This window comes from Acidovorax sp. HDW3, from assembly GCF_011303755.1.
Classification (GTDB): Bacteria; Pseudomonadota; Gammaproteobacteria; order Burkholderiales; family Burkholderiaceae_C; genus Paenacidovorax.
Window position 1 is genome coordinate 1,671,436 of the sequence record NZ_CP049885.1, and the last position, 19,265, is coordinate 1,690,700.

Below are 19,265 nucleotides of genomic sequence, written 5' to 3' on the forward strand. Positions count from 1 at the left end.
CATGCAAGACGGAACATTGCTCGCCGCTGTGGACCTGGGCTCCAACAGCTTTCGCCTCGAAATTGCCCGCTACGAACACGGCCAGCTCCAGCGCATCGAATACCTCAAGGAAACCGTGCGCCAGGGCGGGGGCCTGGATGCCGAGCGCAACCTCAGCGCCGACGCCCTGCAGCGCGGCTGGGACTGCCTGGCGCGCTTTGCCGAACGCCTGCGCGACTTCGCCCCCGCCCAGGTGCGCGCCGTGGCCACGCAAACCCTGCGCGAAGCGCGCAACCGCGACGTCTTCATCGAACGCGGCAGCGCCATCCTTGGCCACCGCATCGAAGTCGTCAGCGGCCCCGAAGAAGCGCGCCTGATCTACCAGGGCGTCTCGCACCTGCTGCCCCAGTCCGACGAACGCCGACTGGTGCTCGACATCGGCGGGCGCTCGACCGAGCTCATCCTCGGCCAGCAGTACCAGGCGCAGGAAGTGGCCTCGTTTCGCGTCGGCAGCGTCTCCTGGTCGGCGCAATTCTTTGCCGACGGCCAATTCACCGAACGCGCCTTTGCCCGCGCCGAAACCGCCGCCCAGGCCCAGCTCGACGAAGCCCTGGCCGTGTACCAGCGCCAGCGCTGGGACTGCGCCTATGGCGCCTCGGGCACGGTGGGCGCGGTGGGCGAGATTTTGGCCGCCAGCGGCCATGCCCCCGGGCGCATCACGCGCCAACACCTGGACGGGCTCTACCAGCAACTGCTGCGCGCCGGCCACGCCAGCCGCGTGCAACTGCCGGGCCTCAAGGAGGAGCGGCGCGCCGTCATCGGCGGCGGCCTGAGCGTGCTGCGCGCCCTGTTTGCCCTGCTGCAAATCGACACCCTGCACGTAGCCCAAGGCGCCCTGCGCCAAGGCGCGCTGTACGACCTGATCGAGCGCGACAGCCCCGCCACCGACCAGCGCCGCGCCACCGTCAGCGCCCTGCAGCAACGCTTTGGCGTCGATACCGCCCAGGCCGAGCGCGTGGCGCAAGCCGCCAGCACCCTGTTCGCCCAGGCCACAGGCCAGGAGCAACCCGGCCATGCCCAGGAACTCACCTGGGCCGCGCAACTGCACGAAGTGGGCTGCCGCATCGCCCACAGCGGCTACCACCGCCACGGCGCCTACATCCTGGACAACACCGACGCCGCCGGTTTTGCCCAACACGAGCTGCAACGCCTGGCCCTGCTGGTGCGCGCCCACCGGGGCAAGCTGCGCAAACTAGAGCTGCCCTGGAGCGCCCCGCTGGCGCTGCAACTGGCCTGCCTGCGCCTGGCCGTGGCCCTGTGCCACGCCCGCCGCCCGCCCGAGCTAGCCGGCCTGCACCTGCGCCAGGACCCCGGCCACATCACCCTGCGCCTGCCCACCGACTGGGCCACGCGCTACCCCCAATCAGCCCACCTGCTGCGCGAAGAAAGCCAGGACTGGCAGCGCACGCCCTGGGCGCTGGAGGTGATTGCGCAATCGGCGTAGCCATCGGGTCCAGTGAGCACAAAACCCATTTGACGTAACTACAAAACGCAACAACAATCGCCCCAATGGAACTTGAATGGGGCGCCGCCAAAACAGCCTCGAATCTGCAAAAGCACGGCGTTGCCTTCGAGGATGCTGAGCTTGTTTTTTACGACTCTGGACGGATTGAAGCCTACGATGGGCGGGCGGACTACGGGGAAGATCGCTGGGCCACGATTGGCCTTGCTTATTGCGCTGTTCTGTATGTCGTGCACACCGTTCGGCACGAGGACACCATCCGCCTGATCTCTGCAAGGAAAGCCAATGCCGACGAAAGAAAAAAATACCGTGAAGCGAACGCTTGACCCCAAGAATCCGCCCGTCCTGACCGCCGAGCAGAAGGCCCGACTGCAAGCCTTGGCGGCCATGCCCGATGAGCCAATCGACTACAGCGACACCCCTGGCCTGCCGGACGCTGTTTGGATGAAGGCGGCGGCGCAGTTACCCCACACCAAGAAGCAAATCACGCTGCGGGTGGATGCCGACGTGTTGGAGTTTTTCAGGCACACCGGCGCGCGATACCAGTCGCGCATGAATGCCGTTTTGCGCTCCTATGTGGAGGCGCACAAGGCACACGCCAAATAGTGGGCTGGGGCAGCACGCACCACACAGACAGCCCGGGCTGCGGGCTGCCGTTTTGCGGGCTTACTTCAAGCAAACGATATCCAATACCTCGCCATCTTCGGACGAGAGAACGTATTCGTTATTGCCCACATCGACCACGAAACGCGCAGGCTTACGAAAGCGGCGCCCATGCGCTCGAATGGCATCGGGAACTCTGGGATCGTCGATATTCATGATCTCTTCTTCATCGTCGTTCATGGGGTTGCCTTCTTTCATTGCTTGGATCAGGACAGAAACCGCCTCACCCTACCCCGCCCGCCACCCCCCCGCCTCCTGGCGGGCGCGGCCCAGGGCTTCGAGGGTTTGCAAGAGCGTGGGCAGGCTTTTTTTCCAGGGGCCACGGCCTTTGAAGGCGGCTTCTATGGCGGGCAGGGGCAGCGCGGTGCTGTGGGCGGCCAGCAAGGTGGCGACGGCGCGCACCTGCTCGGGCAGGGTGGCGGGCCAGGTGGTTTGCTCTTGTTTTGATAGCGGTTTTTCAGGGGTCAAATCGGCCTCTGGCGCTTGATAATCAAGCGCAACCAGCTCTTGTTTTGATAGCGATTTTTCCAGATTTTGGAACGCCGGGCGCAGCCAGTGGATGCGGCCTTGGGCCTCCTCGCGGGCGCGATCGGCGTTGAGCTGCACCAGGTGCTGGAGGATGGCGTCTGCGCTGGCGCTGCTGGGCAGGCCGTAGGCGGTGAGCACTGCCGCGTCCAGCTCGTCGTGCAGCTCGCGCAGCACGGACACCAGGCCCTGGGTGTGGAGGGTTTTTTCCTTGGCCGTCAAGGCGCGGCCCTCGCGCAGTGCGGCCAGCACGTTGTAGAGGCCGGTGAGGGTGAGGCTTTGTGCTGTGGCGCTGGCCCCCTCTCCCCGGCCCTCTCCCGCAAGGGGAGAGGGAGTGGGGGCGATGGCAAGGGCTGGGAGGCTGGTGGGGGTAGCTATAGCTCCCCTCTCCCCTTGCGGGAGAGGAGTGGGGGCGATGGCAAGGGCTGGGAGGCTGGTGGGGGTGGCTGTAGCTCCCCTCTCCCCTTGCGGGAGAGGGGTGGGGGCGATGGCAAGGGCTGGGGGGCTGGTGGGGGTGGCTGTAGCTCCCCTCTCCCCTTGCGGGAGAGGGGTGGGGGCGATGGCAAGGGCTGGGGGGCTGGTGGGGGTGGCTGTAGCTCCCCTCTCCCCTTGCGGGAGAGGGGTGGGGGCGATGGCAAGGGCTGGGAGGCTGATGGGGGTGGCTGTAGCTCCCCTCTCCCCTTGCGGGAGAGGGGTGGGGGGAGAGGGGGGAACGCCCAGCACGCGCTTGCGGTGCGCGTCGATTTTTTCGGCCAGATCGGCAATGCGCGCTTGCAGGGCGGGGGTCAGGCCGGTGGCTTCGGCGGGGAAGGGGAAGGTTTCAAAGCAGCGGGATTTGTTATAGCGCGGCCTGTCCTCCAGCGTGCCACCCGTTGCCAAGGCCCAGGCGGTGTGCAATTGGCTGGAGAGTACGCCCAGGGTGTAAGCATCGTCCATACCAATAACAACCAGCATTTGATCGGGCAGGATGGCACCATCCAAAAACTGGAATACACGGTGCTTGGCCGTCATTACCGTGGCGATGTAACGGGGCAAGCCTGACAAAGCACGGCGCATTTCTTCGTTGTTGCGGCGGTGCAGCCACCATTTTTCACGCAGGTCTTTGTCGTTGTTGACATCTCGCTCCGGCTTGACTCTGTCCAGTAGCCATTGGTAAAGCCTGGGGTAACGATCACGTACTTGTTCGACGCTCAGACCGTAGCAGTCGATGACCAACATGTTTCGAGACTTGTCTGTCAAGTCTTTGCCATTACGGTAGGGCTTGATGGGTGCATCCGGCTCCATGGCAGCAGCTTCGTCGGACGTGAGCAACATGCCAGCACCATGCGGAATTACACCGGCACTGCTCAATCTGGCATTGGCTTGCAGTGCCTGGGCCATCGTGACGTTCGCGCCAATTTTCAAGTCCGCATGAATCAAACCGCGCTGACCCTGCATTTCCACAGCCATTTCGCCGTATGCACCAGCTTCTTCACTGGTGACGGCTAATAGTTCTCCCTCGCCGCTGCCGGGGGCGAGCACCGTCATGGCGATGCGCACGGCAGCGCCGTCGCTGCTGTCCACCCAGGGGTGGTCGGCAATGGCCATGCTCAGGTGCGTGCCCTGCTGCAGCGCGGCTTGCACCACGCGGCGGTTAAAAATCATCGTCAGGCTGTTGGTGGTAATCAGCCCCATGCGCTGCACCTGGCCGCTGGCAACCAGTTGCGCGGCGTGATGCCACCAAAACATCACAAAGTCGGCGCTGTCGGGTACACCCTGCCAAGCGGAGCGCAGGGCTTCCACATAGCCATCGCCCAGTGCCTCACGCATCCGCAGCTTGCCAATAAACGGCGGGTTGCCAACGATGAAATCCGCCTGCGGCCACTGGGCCTGCCGGGCGCCGATGTAGCGCCACTGCGGCACTTGGGCGGCTTCGTCGGGCACGCGCTCGCCGGTGGCGGGGTGGGTTTTATAGGTTTTCCCGTCCCAGCGGGTGCGCAGTTGGCCGGCATTGTCGTAGGCGGGCTCTTGGGCGTCCCAGGCGAGTACGGCGTCGCGGCATTCGATGTTGCCGTAGTTGTGCACCACGGGCGTGGCCACGCTGGCGCGGCCGCGGCTGCGGATGTGCCATTGCAGGTAGCCAATCCACAGCACCAGTTCGGCCAGGGCGGCGGCGCGTTCGTTGAGCTCGATGCCGCGCAGTTGCGCCAGGGTGACGGTTTCGCCTTCAAAGCCGAGCTGGTCTTGCTGCTGGCCCAGGGCTTCGAGCTGGTTGATGACTTCGCCCTCCAGGCGCTTCAAGTGTTCGAGGGTGACGTACAAAAAATTGGCGCTGCCGCAGGCCGGGTCGAGCACGCGCAGAGTGCACAGGCGGTGGTGGAATTTCTGGATTTCGCCCCGCGCTTGCTCCAGCTTGGCGGCCTGCGCCCGGCCTTCGAGCGCGCCCGCTTCGCGTGCCAGCACCAGGGCGGCGGCGCGGGCGTTGTCCCATTCGGCGCGCAGGGGCGCAATCACCGTGGGCAGCACCAGGCGCTCCACATAGGCGCGGGGGGTGTAGTGGGCGCCCAGCGCGTGGCGCTCGGTGGGGTCCAGGGCGCGTTCGAGCAGGGTGCCGAAGATGGCGGGTTCCACCTCGCGCCAGTTGGCGCGGGCGGCGGCTATCAGCAGGTCGATTTGCGCGGTGGTCAGCAGCAGGCTGTAGTGGGGTGCGCCCGCGCCCTTGAACAGCTTGCCGTTGAAGTGCAGCACGTCTTGCGCCAGCGCGGCGCTGAAGCCCCCCTGGTCCATGTCTTGCCACAGGATGCGCAGCATTTGCTGCAGCACGGCGGGCTGCTCGCGGTGCTTTTGCAGCAGGCTTTGAAAGCTGTTCTCGGGCAGCAGGCCAACGTCTTCGGCAAACATGGAAAACAGGCAGCGGGTGAGGTAGGACGCTACGATTTCAGGAGCTGCTTACGCTGGACTGGCGGGCGCTGGAGGGTTTTTCACCTCCTCTCCCCGGCCCTCTCCCGCAAGGGGAGAGGGAGTGGGGGCGCTGGCAAGGGCTGGGGGGCTGGTGGGGGTGGCTGTAGCTCCCCTCTCCCCTTGCGGGAGAGGGGTGGGGGGAGAGGGTTGCGCCCCCAGCAAACTGCCCTCCAGCGACTGCGACAGCCGCGCCAAGAGCTGCGCCACCTCGCGTGTGACCTGGGCGCTGATGCGTGCGGGGTCCAGGCTGTGCGGTGCGCTCCAGATGCACTGCAGGCGCACGCGCACCTCGGGCTGGGCCAGGTCGGCCAGGGCGATGCGGTGGCTGCGCGGGTCGGGAAACGGGGTGTAGGTGCCGCCGCTTTGGCTGAATTCTGCGTACACCTCGATGACGGTGCCCACGTCCACCACCAGCACAAAGGGCGGGCGGCCTTCCTGCGCAGGCAGGGCGCGGGCGTAGTTCTCGGCCTGGCTGCGGGCGCGCAAGAGGCCGTCGTCAAAGCCTTTGGTGTGCGTGGCGGCCTTGAATTTTTTCGCTTCAAGCACAAAGTGGCCGCGCTTGTAGCAGTCGATGCGCCCACTGCTGGTGCTGCCGTCGCCATGCGTGAAGGTGATGGGACGCTCGAACATATAGCTTTGCTCGGGCGTGGGGTGGGGTTTTTCTACGCCCAGCAGTTCGCACAGCTCGATGGTGAAGCTCTGCGCGGTGGAAAGCTCGCTGGCCGTCACGCCCTGCCAGCGGGCGATGAAGGCGGCGGCGGTGTCGGGTGGCAGCGTATCGGCTGATGTGGGGGTGGCGCTGTGCATGGGGGGCGATGATAGGGGGCGGGCGGGGCCTGGCCGGGCTACGGGGTGGTAGTCATTTTATTTATTGCAGCTACAATAATCCATGAACGAGCGACTGACCTGGGATGAAGCCAAGCGCCAAACCAATCTGGCGAAACACGGGCTGGATTTTGCAGATGCCGATGAAGTTCTGGCATCGCGTTTCCGGTTCGATATCCCCCTGGTACGCAACGGGGAGCGCCGGATTCAGTCGATTTCGTATGCGCTGGGTTTTCTGGCTGTGTTGACGGTGGTGCATACCCGCCGTGACCCCTCAACCCGCATCATCAGCTTTCGCCGCGCAAGCAGTGCAGAACGTGAGGCTTACCATGTCTGGCTCGAAAACCAATGCGATGAACCATAAACAAGTGCTGGCCCAGGTACGGGCCTTGCCCCCTCAAGAGGACTACCAGTGGGATGGTGCGGATGAGGATGAGCGCCCCGCTACAGCGCAGGAGCTGCAAGCGGCCTTGGCCACGGCACGCAAGCGCGGCAGGCCGGTGAGCGACAGCAGCAAGGAGCAGGTGTCTATCCGCTACGACCGCGAGGTGCTGGCCGCCTTTCGCCAAACCGGCCCCGGCTGGCAAACGCGCATGAACGATGCCCTCAAAGAATGGCTGCAAACCCAACAAGCGTGTAGCCCAGGGCAGCGCAGCGCACCCGGGCTACCGGGTGGCTAGCGCGTAGCCCGGGTGCAGTTTACAGCACCTCAAACACGCCAGCAGCGCCCATGCCGCCGCCGATGCACATGGTCACGCACACGCGCTTGGCGCCCCGGCGCTTGCCTTCGATCAGGGCGTGGCCCGTGAGGCGCTGGCCGCTGACGCCGTAGGGGTGGCCCAGGGCGATGGCGCCGCCGTTGACGTTCAGGCGCGCGGGGTCGATGCCGAGCTTGTCGCGGCAGTACAGCACCTGCACGGCGAAGGCTTCGTTCAACTCCCACAGGTCGATGTCTTGCACCGTGAGGCCGAGTTTTTTCAGCACCTTGGGGATGGCGAACACCGGGCCGATGCCCATTTCGTCAGGCTCGCAGCCGGCAACGGCAAAGCCCAGGAAGCGGCCCAGGGGCTGCAGCTTGTGCTGGGTGGCAAAGGCTTCGCTGACCACCACGCAGGCGCCGGCGCCGTCGCTGAACTGGCTGGCGTTGCCGGCGGTGATGAGGCCACCGGGCATGGCGCTCTTGAGGCCGCTGATGCCTTCGACCGTGGTGCCTTCGCGCGTGCCTTCGTCGCGGCTGACGGTGACTTTTTTCGTGATCAGGCCCAGCGTCTTGTCAGCAATGCCGGCGGTGACGGTGATGGGGGCAATTTCCGCATCGAACAAGCCGGCGGCCTGCGCGGCGCAGGCTTTTTGCTGGCTGGCGGCGCCGTATTCGTCCATGGCGTCGCGGCCAATGCCGTAGCGTTTGGCGACGTTCTCGGCCGTTTGCAGCATGTTCCAGTAAATCTCGGGCTTGGCGGCATACAGCTCGGGGTCTTGCGCCATGTGCATGTTCACCTCTTGCTGCACGCAGGAGATGCTTTCCACGCCGCCGGCGACGAGCACGTCGTTCTCGCCGGCGATGATGCGCTGCGCCGCCAGGGCGATCGATTGCAGGCCCGAGGAGCAGAAGCGGTTGATGGTCAGGCCCGAGGCGGTGACGGGCAGGCCGGCGCGGATGGCGATCAGGCGCGCCACGTTGGCGCCCGTGGTGCCTTCGGGCAGGGCACAGCCCATGATGACGTCTTCGACCAGGGCGCCGTCAATGCCGGCGCGCTGCACGGCGTGCTGCACGGCGTGGCCGCCAAGGGTGACGCCGTAGGTCATGTTGAAGGCGCCCTTCCAGCTCTTGGCCAGGGGGGTGCGGGCGGTGGAGACGATTACTGCGGAAGTCATAACGCTATTTCCTTGAATACGGGGCGGTTAGAACTGCTTGCCTTGCGCCACCAGGCGCTGCAGCAGCGGCGCGGGTTGCCAGAAAGCAGCGTCGTCGAGCGGGTTTTGGCCAAAGCGCTGCATGGCACGCACGACGTTGAACAGGCCGACTTCGTTGGCGTAGCACAGCGGCCCGCCCCGGTGCACGGGGAAGCCGTAGCCAAAGATGTAGACGACGTCGATGTCGCTGGCCTTGGTGGCAATGCCTTCTTCGAGGATGTGGGCGGCTTCGTTGACCAGGCTGAACACCAGGCGCTGGACGATTTCTTCGTCCGAAATCTTGCGCGCCGTGATGCCCTGGGCCTGGCGGTTGGCCTCGATCATGGCGACGACCTCGGCGTTGGGGATGGCGTCGCGCTTACCCGGCAGGTAGTCGTACCAGCCGGCGCCGGCTTTCTGGCCGAAGCGGCCCTGTTCGCACAGCAAATCAGCGGTTTTGCTGTATTTGAGGTCGGGACGCTCGACGGCGCGGCGCTTGCGGATGGCCCAGCCGATGTCGTTGCCGGCGAGGTCGCCCATGCGGAAGGGGCCCATGGCAAAGCCAAATTTTTCTGCGGCCTTATCGACCTGCGCCGGGGTGCAGCCTTCGTCGAGCAAAAAGCCCGCCTGCTGGCTGTAGCGCTCGATCATGCGGTTGCCGATAAAGCCGTCGCACACGCCCGAGAGCACCGCCGTCTTGCGGATTTTTTTCGCCACGGCCATGACGGTGGCGAGCACGTCGTTGGCGGTTTTTTCGCCGCGCACCACTTCGAGCAGCTTCATGATGTTGGCCGGGCTGAAGAAGTGCAGGCCGACCACGTCTTGCGGGCGGTTGGTGAAGGCGGCAATGTGGTTCAAATCGAGCGTGGAGGTGTTGCTCGCCAGGATGGCGCCGGGCTTGGCGACGGCGTCGAGCTGCTTGAACACCGCCTCCTTCACGCCCATGTCCTCGAACACGGCTTCGATGATGAGGTCGGCGTCCTTCAAGTCGGCGTAGTCCAGCGTGCTCGACAGCAGGGCCATGCGCTGCTCGTACTTGTCTTGCTTGAGCTTTTTCTTCGCCACCTGGGCTTCGTAGTTCTTGCGGATGGTGGCGATGCCGCGCTCCAGGGCTTCGGGCTTGGTCTCCAACAGCTTGACGGGGATGCCGGCGTTGAGGAAGTTCATGGCAATGCCGCCGCCCATGGTGCCGGCGCCAATCACGCCCACGGCAGCGATGGTGCGCTGGGGCGTGCTCGAAGGCACGTCCGGGATCTTGCTGGCAGCGCGTTCGGCCAGGAACAGGTGGCGCAGGGCGCGCGATTCGCTGCCCCACATCAGCTCGATGAACAGCGCGCGCTCGGCGGCCAGGCCATCGGCAAATTTTTTCTGGGTTGCAGCTTGGACGGCATCGACACACTTGGCCGGGGCTGGGAAATTTTTGGCCATGCCCTTGGCCATGTTGCGCGCGAACTGAAAGTACGCATCGCCCTGCGGGTGCTTGCACGGCAGGCTGCTCAAAAGCGGCAGCGGGCGCACGCTGGCGATGCTGCGGGCAAAGGCCAGGGCTTCTTCGGCCAGCGATTGGGCGCTGGCAGCGAGCTTGTCGAACAGTTTTTGCCCGGGCACGAAGGCCAGCATTTCGCTCTTGACGGTTTCACCGCTGACGATGAGGTTGAGCGCCGCCTCCACCCCCAGGGCGCGCGGCAGGCGCTGCGTGCCGCCCGCGCCGGGCAGCAGGCCGAGCTTGACCTCGGGCAGGGCCACGCTGGTGCCGGGCGCAGCAATGCGGTAGTGGCAGCCCAGCGCCAGCTCCAGCCCGCCGCCCATGGCGACGCTGTGCAGCGCCGCCACCACGGGCTTGGCGCATTGCTCGATGGCGGCGATGACGGTGTGCAGATTGGGTTCGGCAAAGGCGCGGTCGGTGCCAAATTCGGTGATGTCGGCACCGCCGCTGAACGCTTTGCCCGCGCCCGTGAGGACGATGGCCTGCACCGCCGCATCCTGCTCGGCCTGCGCCAGCGCCGCGACGATGCCCTGGCGCGTGGCCAGGCCCAGCCCGTTGACGGGCGGGTTGTTCAAGGTGATCACGGCCACATCGCCGTGGACTTGGTATTCAGCGCTCATGCTGTTGCTCCTGTGGAAAGACAAGAAAAAAGAACGCTCGTGCGTTTTTTAAAAGTCTAGGGCCGCCCTGCCCTGGCTCTTGTCTCACACGGGACATTGCCAGCCTGCTGGATACTATTATTTTTATAGCTACTCACGCTTATTTATCAAGCGCTAGAGCCATTTTTTATACTCAAACCCCCAGCCACTGCTGCTGCAGCTGCGGCTGGGCCTGCAAGGCGGCGGGGGAGCCTTCAAAGACGATACGGCCCTGCCCCATGAGCAGTACGCGGTCGGCCAGGGCCAGGGCGAGGGGGCGCTTTTGCTCGATCAACAGCACCGCCACACCAGCGGCGCGCTGCGCCTGCAGGCAGGCGGCCACCTGCGCCACGACGGCGGGCGCCAGGCCCTCGGTGGGTTCATCGACCAGCAGGCACTGCGGCCGCCCCATGAGGGTGCGCGCCAGCGCCAGCATTTGCTGCTCGCCGCCCGAGAGGCGCCCGGCCGCCACCTGGGCGCGCGCCTGCAGCGCCGGGAAGAGCGCGTACGCCTCGTGCAGCGCCAGGCTGGCGCCAGCGCTTTTTTGCCCCAGCAGCAGGTTGTGCTGCACGCTCAGGTTGGCAAACACCTCGCGCCCCTCGGGCACGTAGCCCAGGCCCCGGCGCGCAATCTGGTGCGGTGCCAGCCCGGCCAGGCTGCGCCCCTGCCACAGCAGCTGACCCTGCCAGGGCAGCAGGCCCATGGTGGCGCGCGCCAGGGTGGAGCGCCCGCTGCCGTTGCGCCCGAGCAGGGCCACGATCTCGCCCGGGCGCACGCTCAGGCTGACGCCGCGCAGCACATGGCTGGCGCCGTAGTGCGCGTGCAGCTCATGCAGTTGCAGCATCGAGCCCTCCCAGGTAGGCCGCTTGCACTTGCGCGTTGGCGCGCACCGCCTCGGGGCGGTCAAAAGCGATGACTTCGCCCGCCACCAGCACCGCAATGCGCTCGGCCAGGCCAAACACCACTTCCATATCGTGTTCCACCAGCAGCAGCGTGCGCCCGGCGCACAGCTGGCGAATCAGTGCCACCATGCGCTGCGCCTGCTGTGCGCTCATGCCCGCCGTGGGCTCGTCGAGCAGCAGCACCCGCGCCGGCCCGGCCACGGCCATGCCCAGCTCCAGCGCGCGCTGCTCGGCGTAGCCCAGCTGCGCCGCCGGGGTATCGGCCCCCTCTTGCAAGCCCAGCTGGGCCAGCAGCTGCTCCACCTGCGCATTCACAGCGCGCAAATGCGCCAGCCGGCGCCAAAAAGCGTAGCCATGGCCCAGGCGCCACAGCAGGCTGCAGCGCAGGTTGTCGCGCACCGAAAGCGTGCCAAACAGCTGGCTGACCTGAAAGCTGCGCCCCAAACCCTGGCGGTAGATGCGCTGCGGCGCCCAGCCGTCCACACGCTGGCCATGCAGCCACACCTGGCCGCTGCTGGGGGCCTGGCGCCCGCTGATGAGGTCGAGCAGCGTCGATTTGCCGGCGCCATTGGGGCCGATGAGGGCCACGCGCTCACCCGGCTGCAGCGCCAGATCAACGCCGCGCAGCACCACGCTGGCGCCGTAGCTTTTGTGCAGCGCGCGCAGCGCCAGGGCGGGGGCTGGAGCTGGGGCGTTCATGCGCCCGCCCCGGCCACGGCACGCCGGCACAGCGCCCACAGCCCCACACCCGTGGCCAGCAGCAGCACGGCTGCGCCCCAGGGGTCGGGGCTGCGCACGTCAAGCGGCAGGCCCAAAAACACCAGCTGCGGCCCCAGCAGCGCGCTTTGCTGGCGCTGGTAGGCCAGCTCCACCAGCAGCACCAGCCCGAGCAGCGCCAGCAGAGCGCAGCTGCCCAGCGCCACCCAGGCCCATCCCTGGCGCCACCAGGCGCCCGCGCGTGCCAGCAGCCCGGCGAGCCCGCCCGGCGCCCACAGCACCATGGCCAGAAACAGCAGCCCCAGGTACAGCTGCCAGGCCGGCGTCCACTGCGACAGCAGCACGGTGCACAGCACCAGCAGCACGGCGCCCAGCACCGGGCCAAAGAAATACCCGGCACCACCCAAAAAGGTGAACAGCAGGTAGCTGCCCGAGCGCGCCATGCTGACGCTGTCGGCTGCCGTCACGACCTCGAAAAACACCGCCGCCAGCGCGCCGCCAACGCCGGCAAAGCCGCCCGCGAGCACAAACGCCAGGTAGCGCACCCAGCGCGGGTCGTAGCCGATGAAGGCCAGGCGCTCGGGGTTGTCGCGTGCAGCGTTGAGCAGGCGCCCCAGGGGCGTGGTGGTGAAGGCATACATGGCGCCGCTGCACAGCAGGCCATAGGCGGCAATCAGGTAGTACACCTGCCGCGCCGGGCCAAAGTCCAGCCCCCACCAGGGCGCGCCATAGACACGGTCGGCGCTCACGCCGCCCTCGCCGCCAAAGACCTGGGGCCACATCAGCACCAGCGCCAGCACCAGCTCGCCCAGGCCCAGGCTGATCATGGCCAGGGCCGTGCCGGCGCGCTGCGTCGTCACCCAACCGAGCAGCAGCGCACCCAGCAGGCCGGCCAGGGCGCCCACCAGGGGCAGCAGCGGCAGCGGTAACGGCAGCAGGCCGGCACCGGCCCAGCGCATGGCGTGGATGGTGGCCAGCGCCCCCAGGCCGGAGTACACCGCGTGGCCAAAACTGAGCATTCCGCCCTGGCCCCACAGCATGTTGTACGACAGGCAGATCACGCTCAGGATGGCCATCTGCGCCAGCAGCGTCAGCGCCAGGCTGCTGGGCCACAGCATGGGTGCGGCGAGCAGGGCCAGGGCGTACAGCGCCCAGGCGCGCCAGGAATGGCCGTGCAGCACCGCCCTAGCCTCCCTCGGCCCCGCGCAGGCCCTGCGGGCGCCACAGCAGCATGAGCACCAGCAGCAGGTACGGCAGCAGCGGTGCCAGCTGCGCCAGCGGCACATTCCACAGCCGGCCCTCAGCGGCCACGGCAAAGGTTTGCAGGCAGCCAATGAGCAGCGCCGCCCAGAAAGCCCCGCCCAGCGAACCGATGCCCCCCACGACCACCACCACGAAGACGATGGGCCCGAGCGCCGCCGCCATCGCCGGCTCGGTGACGTAGCTGCCCCCGCCCAGCACCCCGGCCAGGGCGGCAAGAGCGCAACCGCCGCCAAACACCAGCGTGTGCAGCAGCGGCAGGTCGTGGCCCAGGGCCTGCACCATGCTCGGCTGGGTCAGCGCCGCCCGCAGCAGCAGCCCGGCGCGGGTGCGCACCAGCAGCAGCCACAGCAGCACCAACATGCACAGCGCCACCAGCATGATGAAGGCACGGGCACGCGGGAACTGCACGCCGTGCAGCGTCCACAGCGGGCCTTGCAGCAGCGGCGGCAGGCTCCAGGGCAGGCTCGCGCGCCCCCACAGCAGTTGCACCAGCTCCAGCAGCAGGTACGACAGGCCAAAGGTCGCCAGCATTTCAGCCACATGGCCCGAGCGCTGCACACGGCGCAGGCAGTAGCGCTGAAACAGCGCCCCCAGCAGCCCTACCAGCAGGGGCGCGAGCAGCAACGCCAGCCAAAACCCCAGGGCCGCGCTGAGCTGGTAGGCCAGGTAAGCACCCAGCATGTAAAAGCTGGCGTGCGCAAAGTTGAGCACGCCCATGAGGCTGAAAATCACCGTCAGCCCGGCGCTGAGCATGAACAGCAGCAGGCCGTAGCTGACGCCGTTGAGCAAGGTCAGAAGAAAAAGTGCAAGGCCCGTTGCCATGGAAGAAAAAAAGAAAGCCCGAACGCGTCGGGCTTTATAACGTGCCAGCGGCCTGGTTTTACAAACCCGGCAACTTGTACCCGGCGAGCTGCTCACGCAGCCGGGTTTTGAGCATTTTGCCGGTGGCGCCCAACGGGATGGCCTCGACGAACACCACGTCGTCCGGGATTTGCCACTTGGCGGTCTTGCCTTCGTAGAAGGCCAGAATGTCCTCGCGCGTGGCGCTCGCTCCGGGCTTGAGGGCGATGGCGACGATGGGGCGCTCGTCCCATTTGGGGTGCGGCATACCAATGCAAGCGGCCATGGCCACGGCCGGGTGGCCCATGGCGATGTTTTCCACGTCGATGGAGCTGATCCATTCGCCGCCGGACTTGATCACGTCCTTGCTGCGGTCGGTGATGTGCATGAAGCCGTCAGCGTCGATGGTGGCGACGTCGCCCGTGGGGAACCAGCCCAGGCCGTTGGCGCCCTCCACCAGCGGGCTGTCGCCCTTGAAGTAGCGCTCCAGAATCCAGGGGCCGCGCACCAGCAGGTCGCCGTAGGTTTTACCGTCCCAGGGCAGCTCCTGGCCGTCGGCACCGACGATTTTCATATCCACGCCGCAGATCGCCCGGCCCTGCTTTTGCTGCAGGGCGCGCTGCTGCTCTGGCGGCCATGCCAATTGCTTTTTCTTGGGCGTGCACAGGGTGCCCAGCGGGCTGGTCTCGGTCATGCCCCAGGCGTGCAGCACGTGCACGCCAAATTCTTCCTCAAAGGCGGCAATCATGGCCGGTGGGCAGGCAGCGCCACCAATCACCGTGCGCGTCAGGCTGCTGAATTTTTGCCCCTGGCTGCGCACGTGGGTCAGCAGCATCTGCCAGACGGTGGGCACGCCGGCGGCAAAGGTCACGCCCTCGGCCTCGATCAGCTCGTACACCGATTTGCCGTCGAGCGCCGGGCCGGGGAACACCAGCTTGCAGCCGGTGAGCGCCGCCGAGTACGGAATGCCCCAGGCGTTGACGTGGAACATGGGCACGACCGGCAGCACAGCATCGCGCGACGACAGGCACATCACATCGGGCAGCGCCGCCGCGTAGGCGTGCAGCACGCTGGAGCGGTGGCTGTAGAGCACGCCCTTGGGGTTGCCGGTGGTGCCGCTGGTGTAGCAGATGCTGGACGCGGTGTTCTCATCGAACTGCGGCCAGGCGTAGTCGGTGCGCATGGCACCAATCCAGGCTTCGTAGCTCACCAGGTTGGGAATGCCGCTATCGGCGGGTAATTTGTCGGCATCGCACAGCATCACCCACTTTTGCACCGTCGGGCAGTGGCTGTGAATGGCCTGCACGATGGGCAAGAACGTCATGTCAAAGCACAGCACGCGGTCTTCGGCGTGGTTCACGACCCAGGCGATTTGCTCGGGGTGCAGGCGCGGGTTGATGGTGTGCAGCACGCGGCCCGAGCCGGAGACGCCAAAGTACATCTCCATGTGGCGGTAGCCGTTCCAGGCGATGGAGGCCACGCGTTCGCCCATGGCCAGGCCCTGGGCATCGAGGGCGTTGGCCAACTGGCGTGCACGGCCCGCCAGCTGGCGGTAGGTGCTGCGGTGGATGTCGCCTTCGACCCGGCGCGAGACGATCTCGCCGTCGCTGTGGTGGCGCTCGGCAAAGGTAAGAAGGGAAGAAATCAACAGCGGTTGGTTCTGCATCAAGCCAAGCATGGAGTCTCCTGAAATAGTGGTGGATGACGACGCAGCGCCCATCCTAGCGGGTGAACTTCTCACCCTGGCCGATGTAAGTGAGGTCAACAAACTTGGAGCCCTGGCGCACGCCCTTGCCGTAATCGACCTCAAAGCCACCAATATCGAGGCGTTTGATCGACTCCATGGCCTGGATGAAACGCGGGCGCGTCAAGTCTTTACCGGCGCGGCGCAGGCCTTCGACCAAGACCTTGGCATTGATGTAAGCCTCCAGGCCAATGAAAGAGACGTTGTCCTTGAAACCATTTTTCTCCAGCGCCTGGCGGTATTCGCGCGCCAACGGCATGCTTTGGCTCCAGGGAAAGGGCACGACGGTGGTCACGACCACGCCCACGCCATCTTCGCCCAGCGCGCGCAGCGTGGCCTGGGTGCCCATGACCGAGAGGGTGTAAAAGCGCGTACCCCGGTTGATCTTGCGATAAGCCTTGATAAACGCCACCGTGGGTGCGCCGGCGGTCACCATGATGATGGAGTTGGGCTCGCTGGCGCTGAGTTTTTGCACCGCTTGCTGCAAGTTGGATAAATCCGGGGCAATGGCGGCGTCGGCATGGATTTTCTGACCGCGTTTTTTCATCGCATCGTGCGCGCCCGCCAAGCCATCCTTGCCAAAGGCGTTGTCCGTCCAGAGCACGGCAATGCGTGGTACGCCCACGGTGCTCAGGTGCTGCACGAGTTTGTCGATTTCATCACCATAGCTGGCGCGGATATTGAACACATGGTCAATCGCCGGCTCGCGGATCAAATCTGCGCCGGTAAAAGGAGAAATCAGCGGCAGCGGTGGGCTTTCCTTGGCCAGCAGCGGCAAGATGGCAGCCACGTTGGCCGTGCCCGTGACGTTGCACAGGGCGAACACATTATTTTCTTCAATCAGTTTGGTGACGTTTTTGGCCGTAGCCTCGGGCCGGTAACCATCGTCGAGAGTGACCAGGCGCAGACGCCGACCATGCACACCGCCCTGGGCGTTGATTTGCTCAAAATACGACTGTACGGCGCGCTGCATATCGGGCGCCATTTGCGCCAGGGGGCCGCTCAGATCCAGCGATTCGCCAATGACGATTTCATTGTCTGTGACCCCAGGCGTGGCCTGCGCCAAACCCCAAGGCGCCAGCGCTGCCACTCCCATACCTGCGATGAATTGGCGTTTATTCCACATATCTCACTCCCTTTGCTACGTTGGCGAAAGGGCGCAGTGTGAAAGCCTGGGCGGGCAGTGCCAAAACCTGTCGCCATACAGACATTTCTCAAGGGTTTCCCCTAAAAAAACCCCACAAAACACGTCAAAATGCCGCCATGTTGTGCCTTTCCAGCCCTGCCGAGCGCTTTATCTGCCGCCAACCGTGGTTTGCCAACCTGGGGGAAAAATTGCAACAAGAGGTGCGCTGTAGCGTCTATGAAACACCGGCAGCCAAGGGCGATGTCGTCTTGCCCGCCGGCCATCCAGCGCAAGGCTGGCACGCTGTACTGGAAGGTTTGGTCATGCTGCGCAGCACCCAGCACCAGCGGCGCACTGCGGCCTTCCTGGGCGTGCCCGACGGCGAGTGGTTTGGCGAAGGCACGGCCCTGCGGGCCGAGGCCCAGCGCTACGAGGTCGTGGCCCTGCGCCCCTCGCGCTTGCTATGCCTGCCTCTGGCTGTGTTTGAGCATCTGCACGCCAGCAGTCTGGCGTTCAACCAGCATCTGGCGCAGCACATCAACCTGCGCCTGGGCCAGGCCATGACCATCATCGAGGCCGGACGCACACGCTCGGCCGAGCAGCGCGTGGCGCTGCAGCTCAGCCGCCTGTTTTGGCGCAGCCGCCGGCGCCTGGACATCACACAAGAAGAATTGGGCCAGCTCGCCGGGCTCTCGCGCCAAACCATCAATCGGGCCCTGGGAGCCCTGGCGGCAGCGGGCATCGTGGGCTTGAATTTTGGTCGAGTCGCCATCCTCGACGATACCGCGCTCGACCAGTTCCTGAACCCAACAGCCACGGCTTGACCCCGCAAACGCCCAGGCCAGCACCTGTGGCCCACAATGGCGCCTTGCCCTGTTTTTGTCCTGTTTTTGCCATGACCTACCCCATCGTCAAAACCGATGCCCAGTGGCAGGCCCTGCTGCAAGCGCGGGGGGCCGAGCCCGGCGCCTTTGCAGTCACACGCCATGCAGCCACCGAACGCCCTTTCGGCGGTCGCTACGCGCAGCACTGGGCTACAGGCAGCTACCATTGCGTGTGCTGCGGCGCACCTCTGTTCGAGTCCGCCCACAAATTCGACCCGGGTTGCGGTTGGCCGAGCTTTTCACAGGCGCTGCCAGGGTCGATCACAGAAATTGAAGACCGCAGCCACGCCATGGTGCGCACGGAAACGGTGTGCAGCCAGTGCGGCGCGCATCTGGGCCATGTCTTTACCGACGGCCCCGCCCCCACCGGCCTGCGCTACTGCATGAATTCCGCCGCCCTGGACTTTGCACCGGGCCCTAAACCCGGTTTTGAATCAGACGGCCCTTGAGCCGCCCGTTATGAAGTTTTTAATCGACTTTTTCCCTATTTTTCTGTTTTTTGCCGCTTTCAAGGTCTGGGGCATCTACACCGCAACCGCCGTCGCCATCGTCGCCACGGTGCTGCAAATTGCCTACCTGCGCTGGCACCACGGCAAGGTCGAGCCCATGCAGTGGCTCAGCCTGGGCGTGATCGTCGTCTTTGGCGGCGCAACGCTGCTGGCGCACAGCGAAACCTTCATCAAGTGGAAACCCACCGTGCTGTATTGGCTCATGGGATCGGCCCTGGTACTCGGGCAGCTCATCTGGCGCAAAAACCTCATCCGCACGCTGATGCAGGCCCAAATGACGCTGCCAGAGCCGGTGTGGCTGCGCCTTAATTGGAGCTGGGCCGGATTTTTTGCCACCATGGGGCTGCTCAACCTCTGGGTGGCTTATACGTTCGATACCGACACCTGGGTCAACTTCAAGCTTTTTGGAGGCATGGGGCTGATGCTGGTGTTCGTCATCGCCCAAGGCTTGTACCTGAGCCGCCATATCCAAGACACACCATCGACCCACAAAGACACCCATAACGCACAGCCATGAGCAATACGTTCTCCACCACGGCCGCCACTCTCGAAGCCCGCCTGCGCGAGCGCCTGGCGCCAACGCAACTCGAAGTCATCGACGAAAGCGGCCAGCACATTGGCCACGCTGGCGCCAACGGCACCGGCTTTGGCACCCATTTCCGCGTGCGTATTGCAGCGCCGCAATTGGCCGGCAAATCGCGCGTGGCGCAGCATCGCCTTGTGTATGATGCGCTGCAAGAATTCATGGACCAGGGCTTGCACGCGCTGGCAATTGAACTTCTCTGAGCGGGCCCTATCTACAAGGCCCT

Annotated in this window: 20 protein-coding genes; 9 read left to right on the forward strand and 11 right to left on the reverse strand. The window is 65.5% G+C overall.

The features are described from left to right. The first annotated feature begins 1 nt into the window (after position 1). The 3 genes from ppx to G7045_RS07560 all read left to right on the forward strand — a co-directional run bounded on the left by ppx (position 2) and on the right by G7045_RS07560 (position 2,107). Positions 2-1,483: an exopolyphosphatase gene (ppx, locus tag G7045_RS07550; protein ID WP_166159073.1), complete on the forward strand. Its 1,482-nt coding sequence runs from the start codon at positions 2-4 to the stop codon at positions 1,481-1,483. Between the two features lie 65 nt (positions 1,484-1,548). After that, entirely contained in the window at positions 1,549-1,827 is a 279-nt protein-coding gene (locus G7045_RS07555) for a BrnT family toxin (RefSeq protein ID WP_205737173.1), read from the forward strand. After that, positions 1,787-2,107: a BrnA antitoxin family protein gene (locus tag G7045_RS07560; RefSeq protein WP_166159074.1), complete on the forward strand. Its 321-nt coding sequence runs from the start codon at positions 1,787-1,789 to the stop codon at positions 2,105-2,107. Before G7045_RS07555 ends, G7045_RS07560 begins: the two co-directional genes overlap by 41 nt. Before the next feature lie 60 nt (positions 2,108-2,167). Here the strand turns inward: G7045_RS07560 and G7045_RS07565 are convergent, their stop codons facing one another. Genes G7045_RS07565 through G7045_RS14915 form a run of 3 tightly spaced genes read right to left on the reverse strand, consistent with a single transcriptional unit; the run spans position 2,168 to position 6,436 of the window. Beyond that, positions 2,168-2,344: a hypothetical protein gene (locus G7045_RS07565; RefSeq protein WP_166159075.1), complete on the reverse strand. Its 177-nt coding sequence runs from the start codon at positions 2,342-2,344 to the stop codon at positions 2,168-2,170. A 48-nt stretch (positions 2,345-2,392) separates the two neighbouring features. After that, positions 2,393-5,569, reverse strand: a complete 3,177-nt coding sequence (locus G7045_RS14910; RefSeq protein ID WP_205737174.1) for a DNA methyltransferase — start codon at positions 5,567-5,569, stop codon at positions 2,393-2,395. 48 nt (positions 5,570-5,617) lie between these two features. Next, entirely contained in the window at positions 5,618-6,436 is an 819-nt protein-coding gene (locus G7045_RS14915) for a type IIL restriction-modification enzyme MmeI (protein ID WP_370521586.1), read from the reverse strand. Positions 6,437-6,518: 82 nt separating this feature from the next. Between G7045_RS14915 and G7045_RS07580 the strand changes: the two genes are divergently transcribed. Further along, a complete protein-coding gene (locus tag G7045_RS07580; protein WP_166159076.1) occupies positions 6,519-6,818 on the forward strand; it encodes a BrnT family toxin in 300 nt (99 codons plus the stop codon). Next, complete coding sequence (locus G7045_RS07585; protein WP_205737175.1) at positions 6,808-7,134, forward strand: BrnA antitoxin family protein; 327 nt, start codon at positions 6,808-6,810, stop codon at positions 7,132-7,134. The genes G7045_RS07580 and G7045_RS07585 overlap by 11 nt, the downstream gene beginning before the upstream one ends. 19 nt (positions 7,135-7,153) lie before the next feature. Here G7045_RS07585 and G7045_RS07590 read toward each other — a convergent pair whose 3' ends face one another. The 8 genes from G7045_RS07590 to G7045_RS07625 all read right to left on the reverse strand — a co-directional run bounded on the left by G7045_RS07590 (position 7,154) and on the right by G7045_RS07625 (position 17,063). Next, positions 7,154-8,329, reverse strand: coding sequence for an acetyl-CoA C-acyltransferase (locus G7045_RS07590; protein WP_166159078.1), 1,176 nt, complete (start codon positions 8,327-8,329; stop codon positions 7,154-7,156). Positions 8,330-8,356: 27 nt separating this feature from the next. Then, a complete protein-coding gene (locus tag G7045_RS07595) occupies positions 8,357-10,453 on the reverse strand; it encodes a 3-hydroxyacyl-CoA dehydrogenase NAD-binding domain-containing protein (protein ID WP_166159079.1) in 2,097 nt (698 codons plus the stop codon). A gap of 172 nt (positions 10,454-10,625) precedes the next feature. Further along, positions 10,626-11,315 (reverse strand): ABC transporter ATP-binding protein, encoded by a 690-nt coding sequence (locus tag G7045_RS07600; RefSeq protein ID WP_166159080.1) that lies wholly within the window; start codon positions 11,313-11,315, stop codon positions 10,626-10,628. Beyond that, the gene (locus G7045_RS07605; protein WP_166159081.1) at positions 11,299-12,072 is read right to left on the reverse strand and encodes an ABC transporter ATP-binding protein; all 774 of its coding nucleotides are present in this window, start codon (positions 12,070-12,072) and stop codon (positions 11,299-11,301) included. The genes G7045_RS07600 and G7045_RS07605 overlap by 17 nt, the downstream gene beginning before the upstream one ends. Next, positions 12,069-13,271 (reverse strand): branched-chain amino acid ABC transporter permease, encoded by a 1,203-nt coding sequence (locus G7045_RS07610; protein WP_240919181.1) that lies wholly within the window; start codon positions 13,269-13,271, stop codon positions 12,069-12,071. The genes G7045_RS07605 and G7045_RS07610 overlap by 4 nt, the downstream gene beginning before the upstream one ends. 4 nt (positions 13,272-13,275) lie before the next feature. After that, the gene (locus G7045_RS07615) at positions 13,276-14,175 is read right to left on the reverse strand and encodes a branched-chain amino acid ABC transporter permease (RefSeq protein WP_166159083.1); all 900 of its coding nucleotides are present in this window, start codon (positions 14,173-14,175) and stop codon (positions 13,276-13,278) included. A gap of 58 nt (positions 14,176-14,233) precedes the next feature. After that, positions 14,234-15,871 carry a 3-(methylthio)propionyl-CoA ligase gene (locus G7045_RS07620; protein WP_166159084.1) on the reverse strand — a complete coding sequence of 546 codons (1,638 nt, stop codon included), beginning with the start codon at positions 15,869-15,871 and terminating at the stop codon, positions 14,234-14,236. 43 nt (positions 15,872-15,914) lie between these two features. Continuing rightward, positions 15,915-17,063 (reverse strand): ABC transporter substrate-binding protein, encoded by a 1,149-nt coding sequence (locus tag G7045_RS07625; RefSeq protein ID WP_166159085.1) that lies wholly within the window; start codon positions 17,061-17,063, stop codon positions 15,915-15,917. A 137-nt stretch (positions 17,064-17,200) separates the two neighbouring features. Between G7045_RS07625 and G7045_RS07630 the strand changes: the two genes are divergently transcribed. The 4 genes from G7045_RS07630 to G7045_RS07645 all read left to right on the forward strand — a co-directional run bounded on the left by G7045_RS07630 (position 17,201) and on the right by G7045_RS07645 (position 19,242). Beyond that, entirely contained in the window at positions 17,201-17,887 is a 687-nt protein-coding gene (locus tag G7045_RS07630) for a Crp/Fnr family transcriptional regulator (protein ID WP_166159086.1), read from the forward strand. 71 nt (positions 17,888-17,958) lie between these two features. Next, complete coding sequence (gene msrB, locus G7045_RS07635) at positions 17,959-18,396, forward strand: peptide-methionine (R)-S-oxide reductase MsrB (RefSeq protein ID WP_166159087.1); 438 nt, start codon at positions 17,959-17,961, stop codon at positions 18,394-18,396. 10 nt (positions 18,397-18,406) lie between these two features. Continuing rightward, complete coding sequence (locus G7045_RS07640) at positions 18,407-18,973, forward strand: septation protein A (RefSeq protein WP_166159088.1); 567 nt, start codon at positions 18,407-18,409, stop codon at positions 18,971-18,973. After that, on the forward strand, positions 18,970-19,242 hold the full coding sequence (locus G7045_RS07645; protein WP_166159089.1) for a BolA family transcriptional regulator: 273 nt from the start codon (positions 18,970-18,972) through the stop codon (positions 19,240-19,242). The genes G7045_RS07640 and G7045_RS07645 overlap by 4 nt, the downstream gene beginning before the upstream one ends. Positions 19,243-19,265 lie beyond the last annotated feature (23 nt).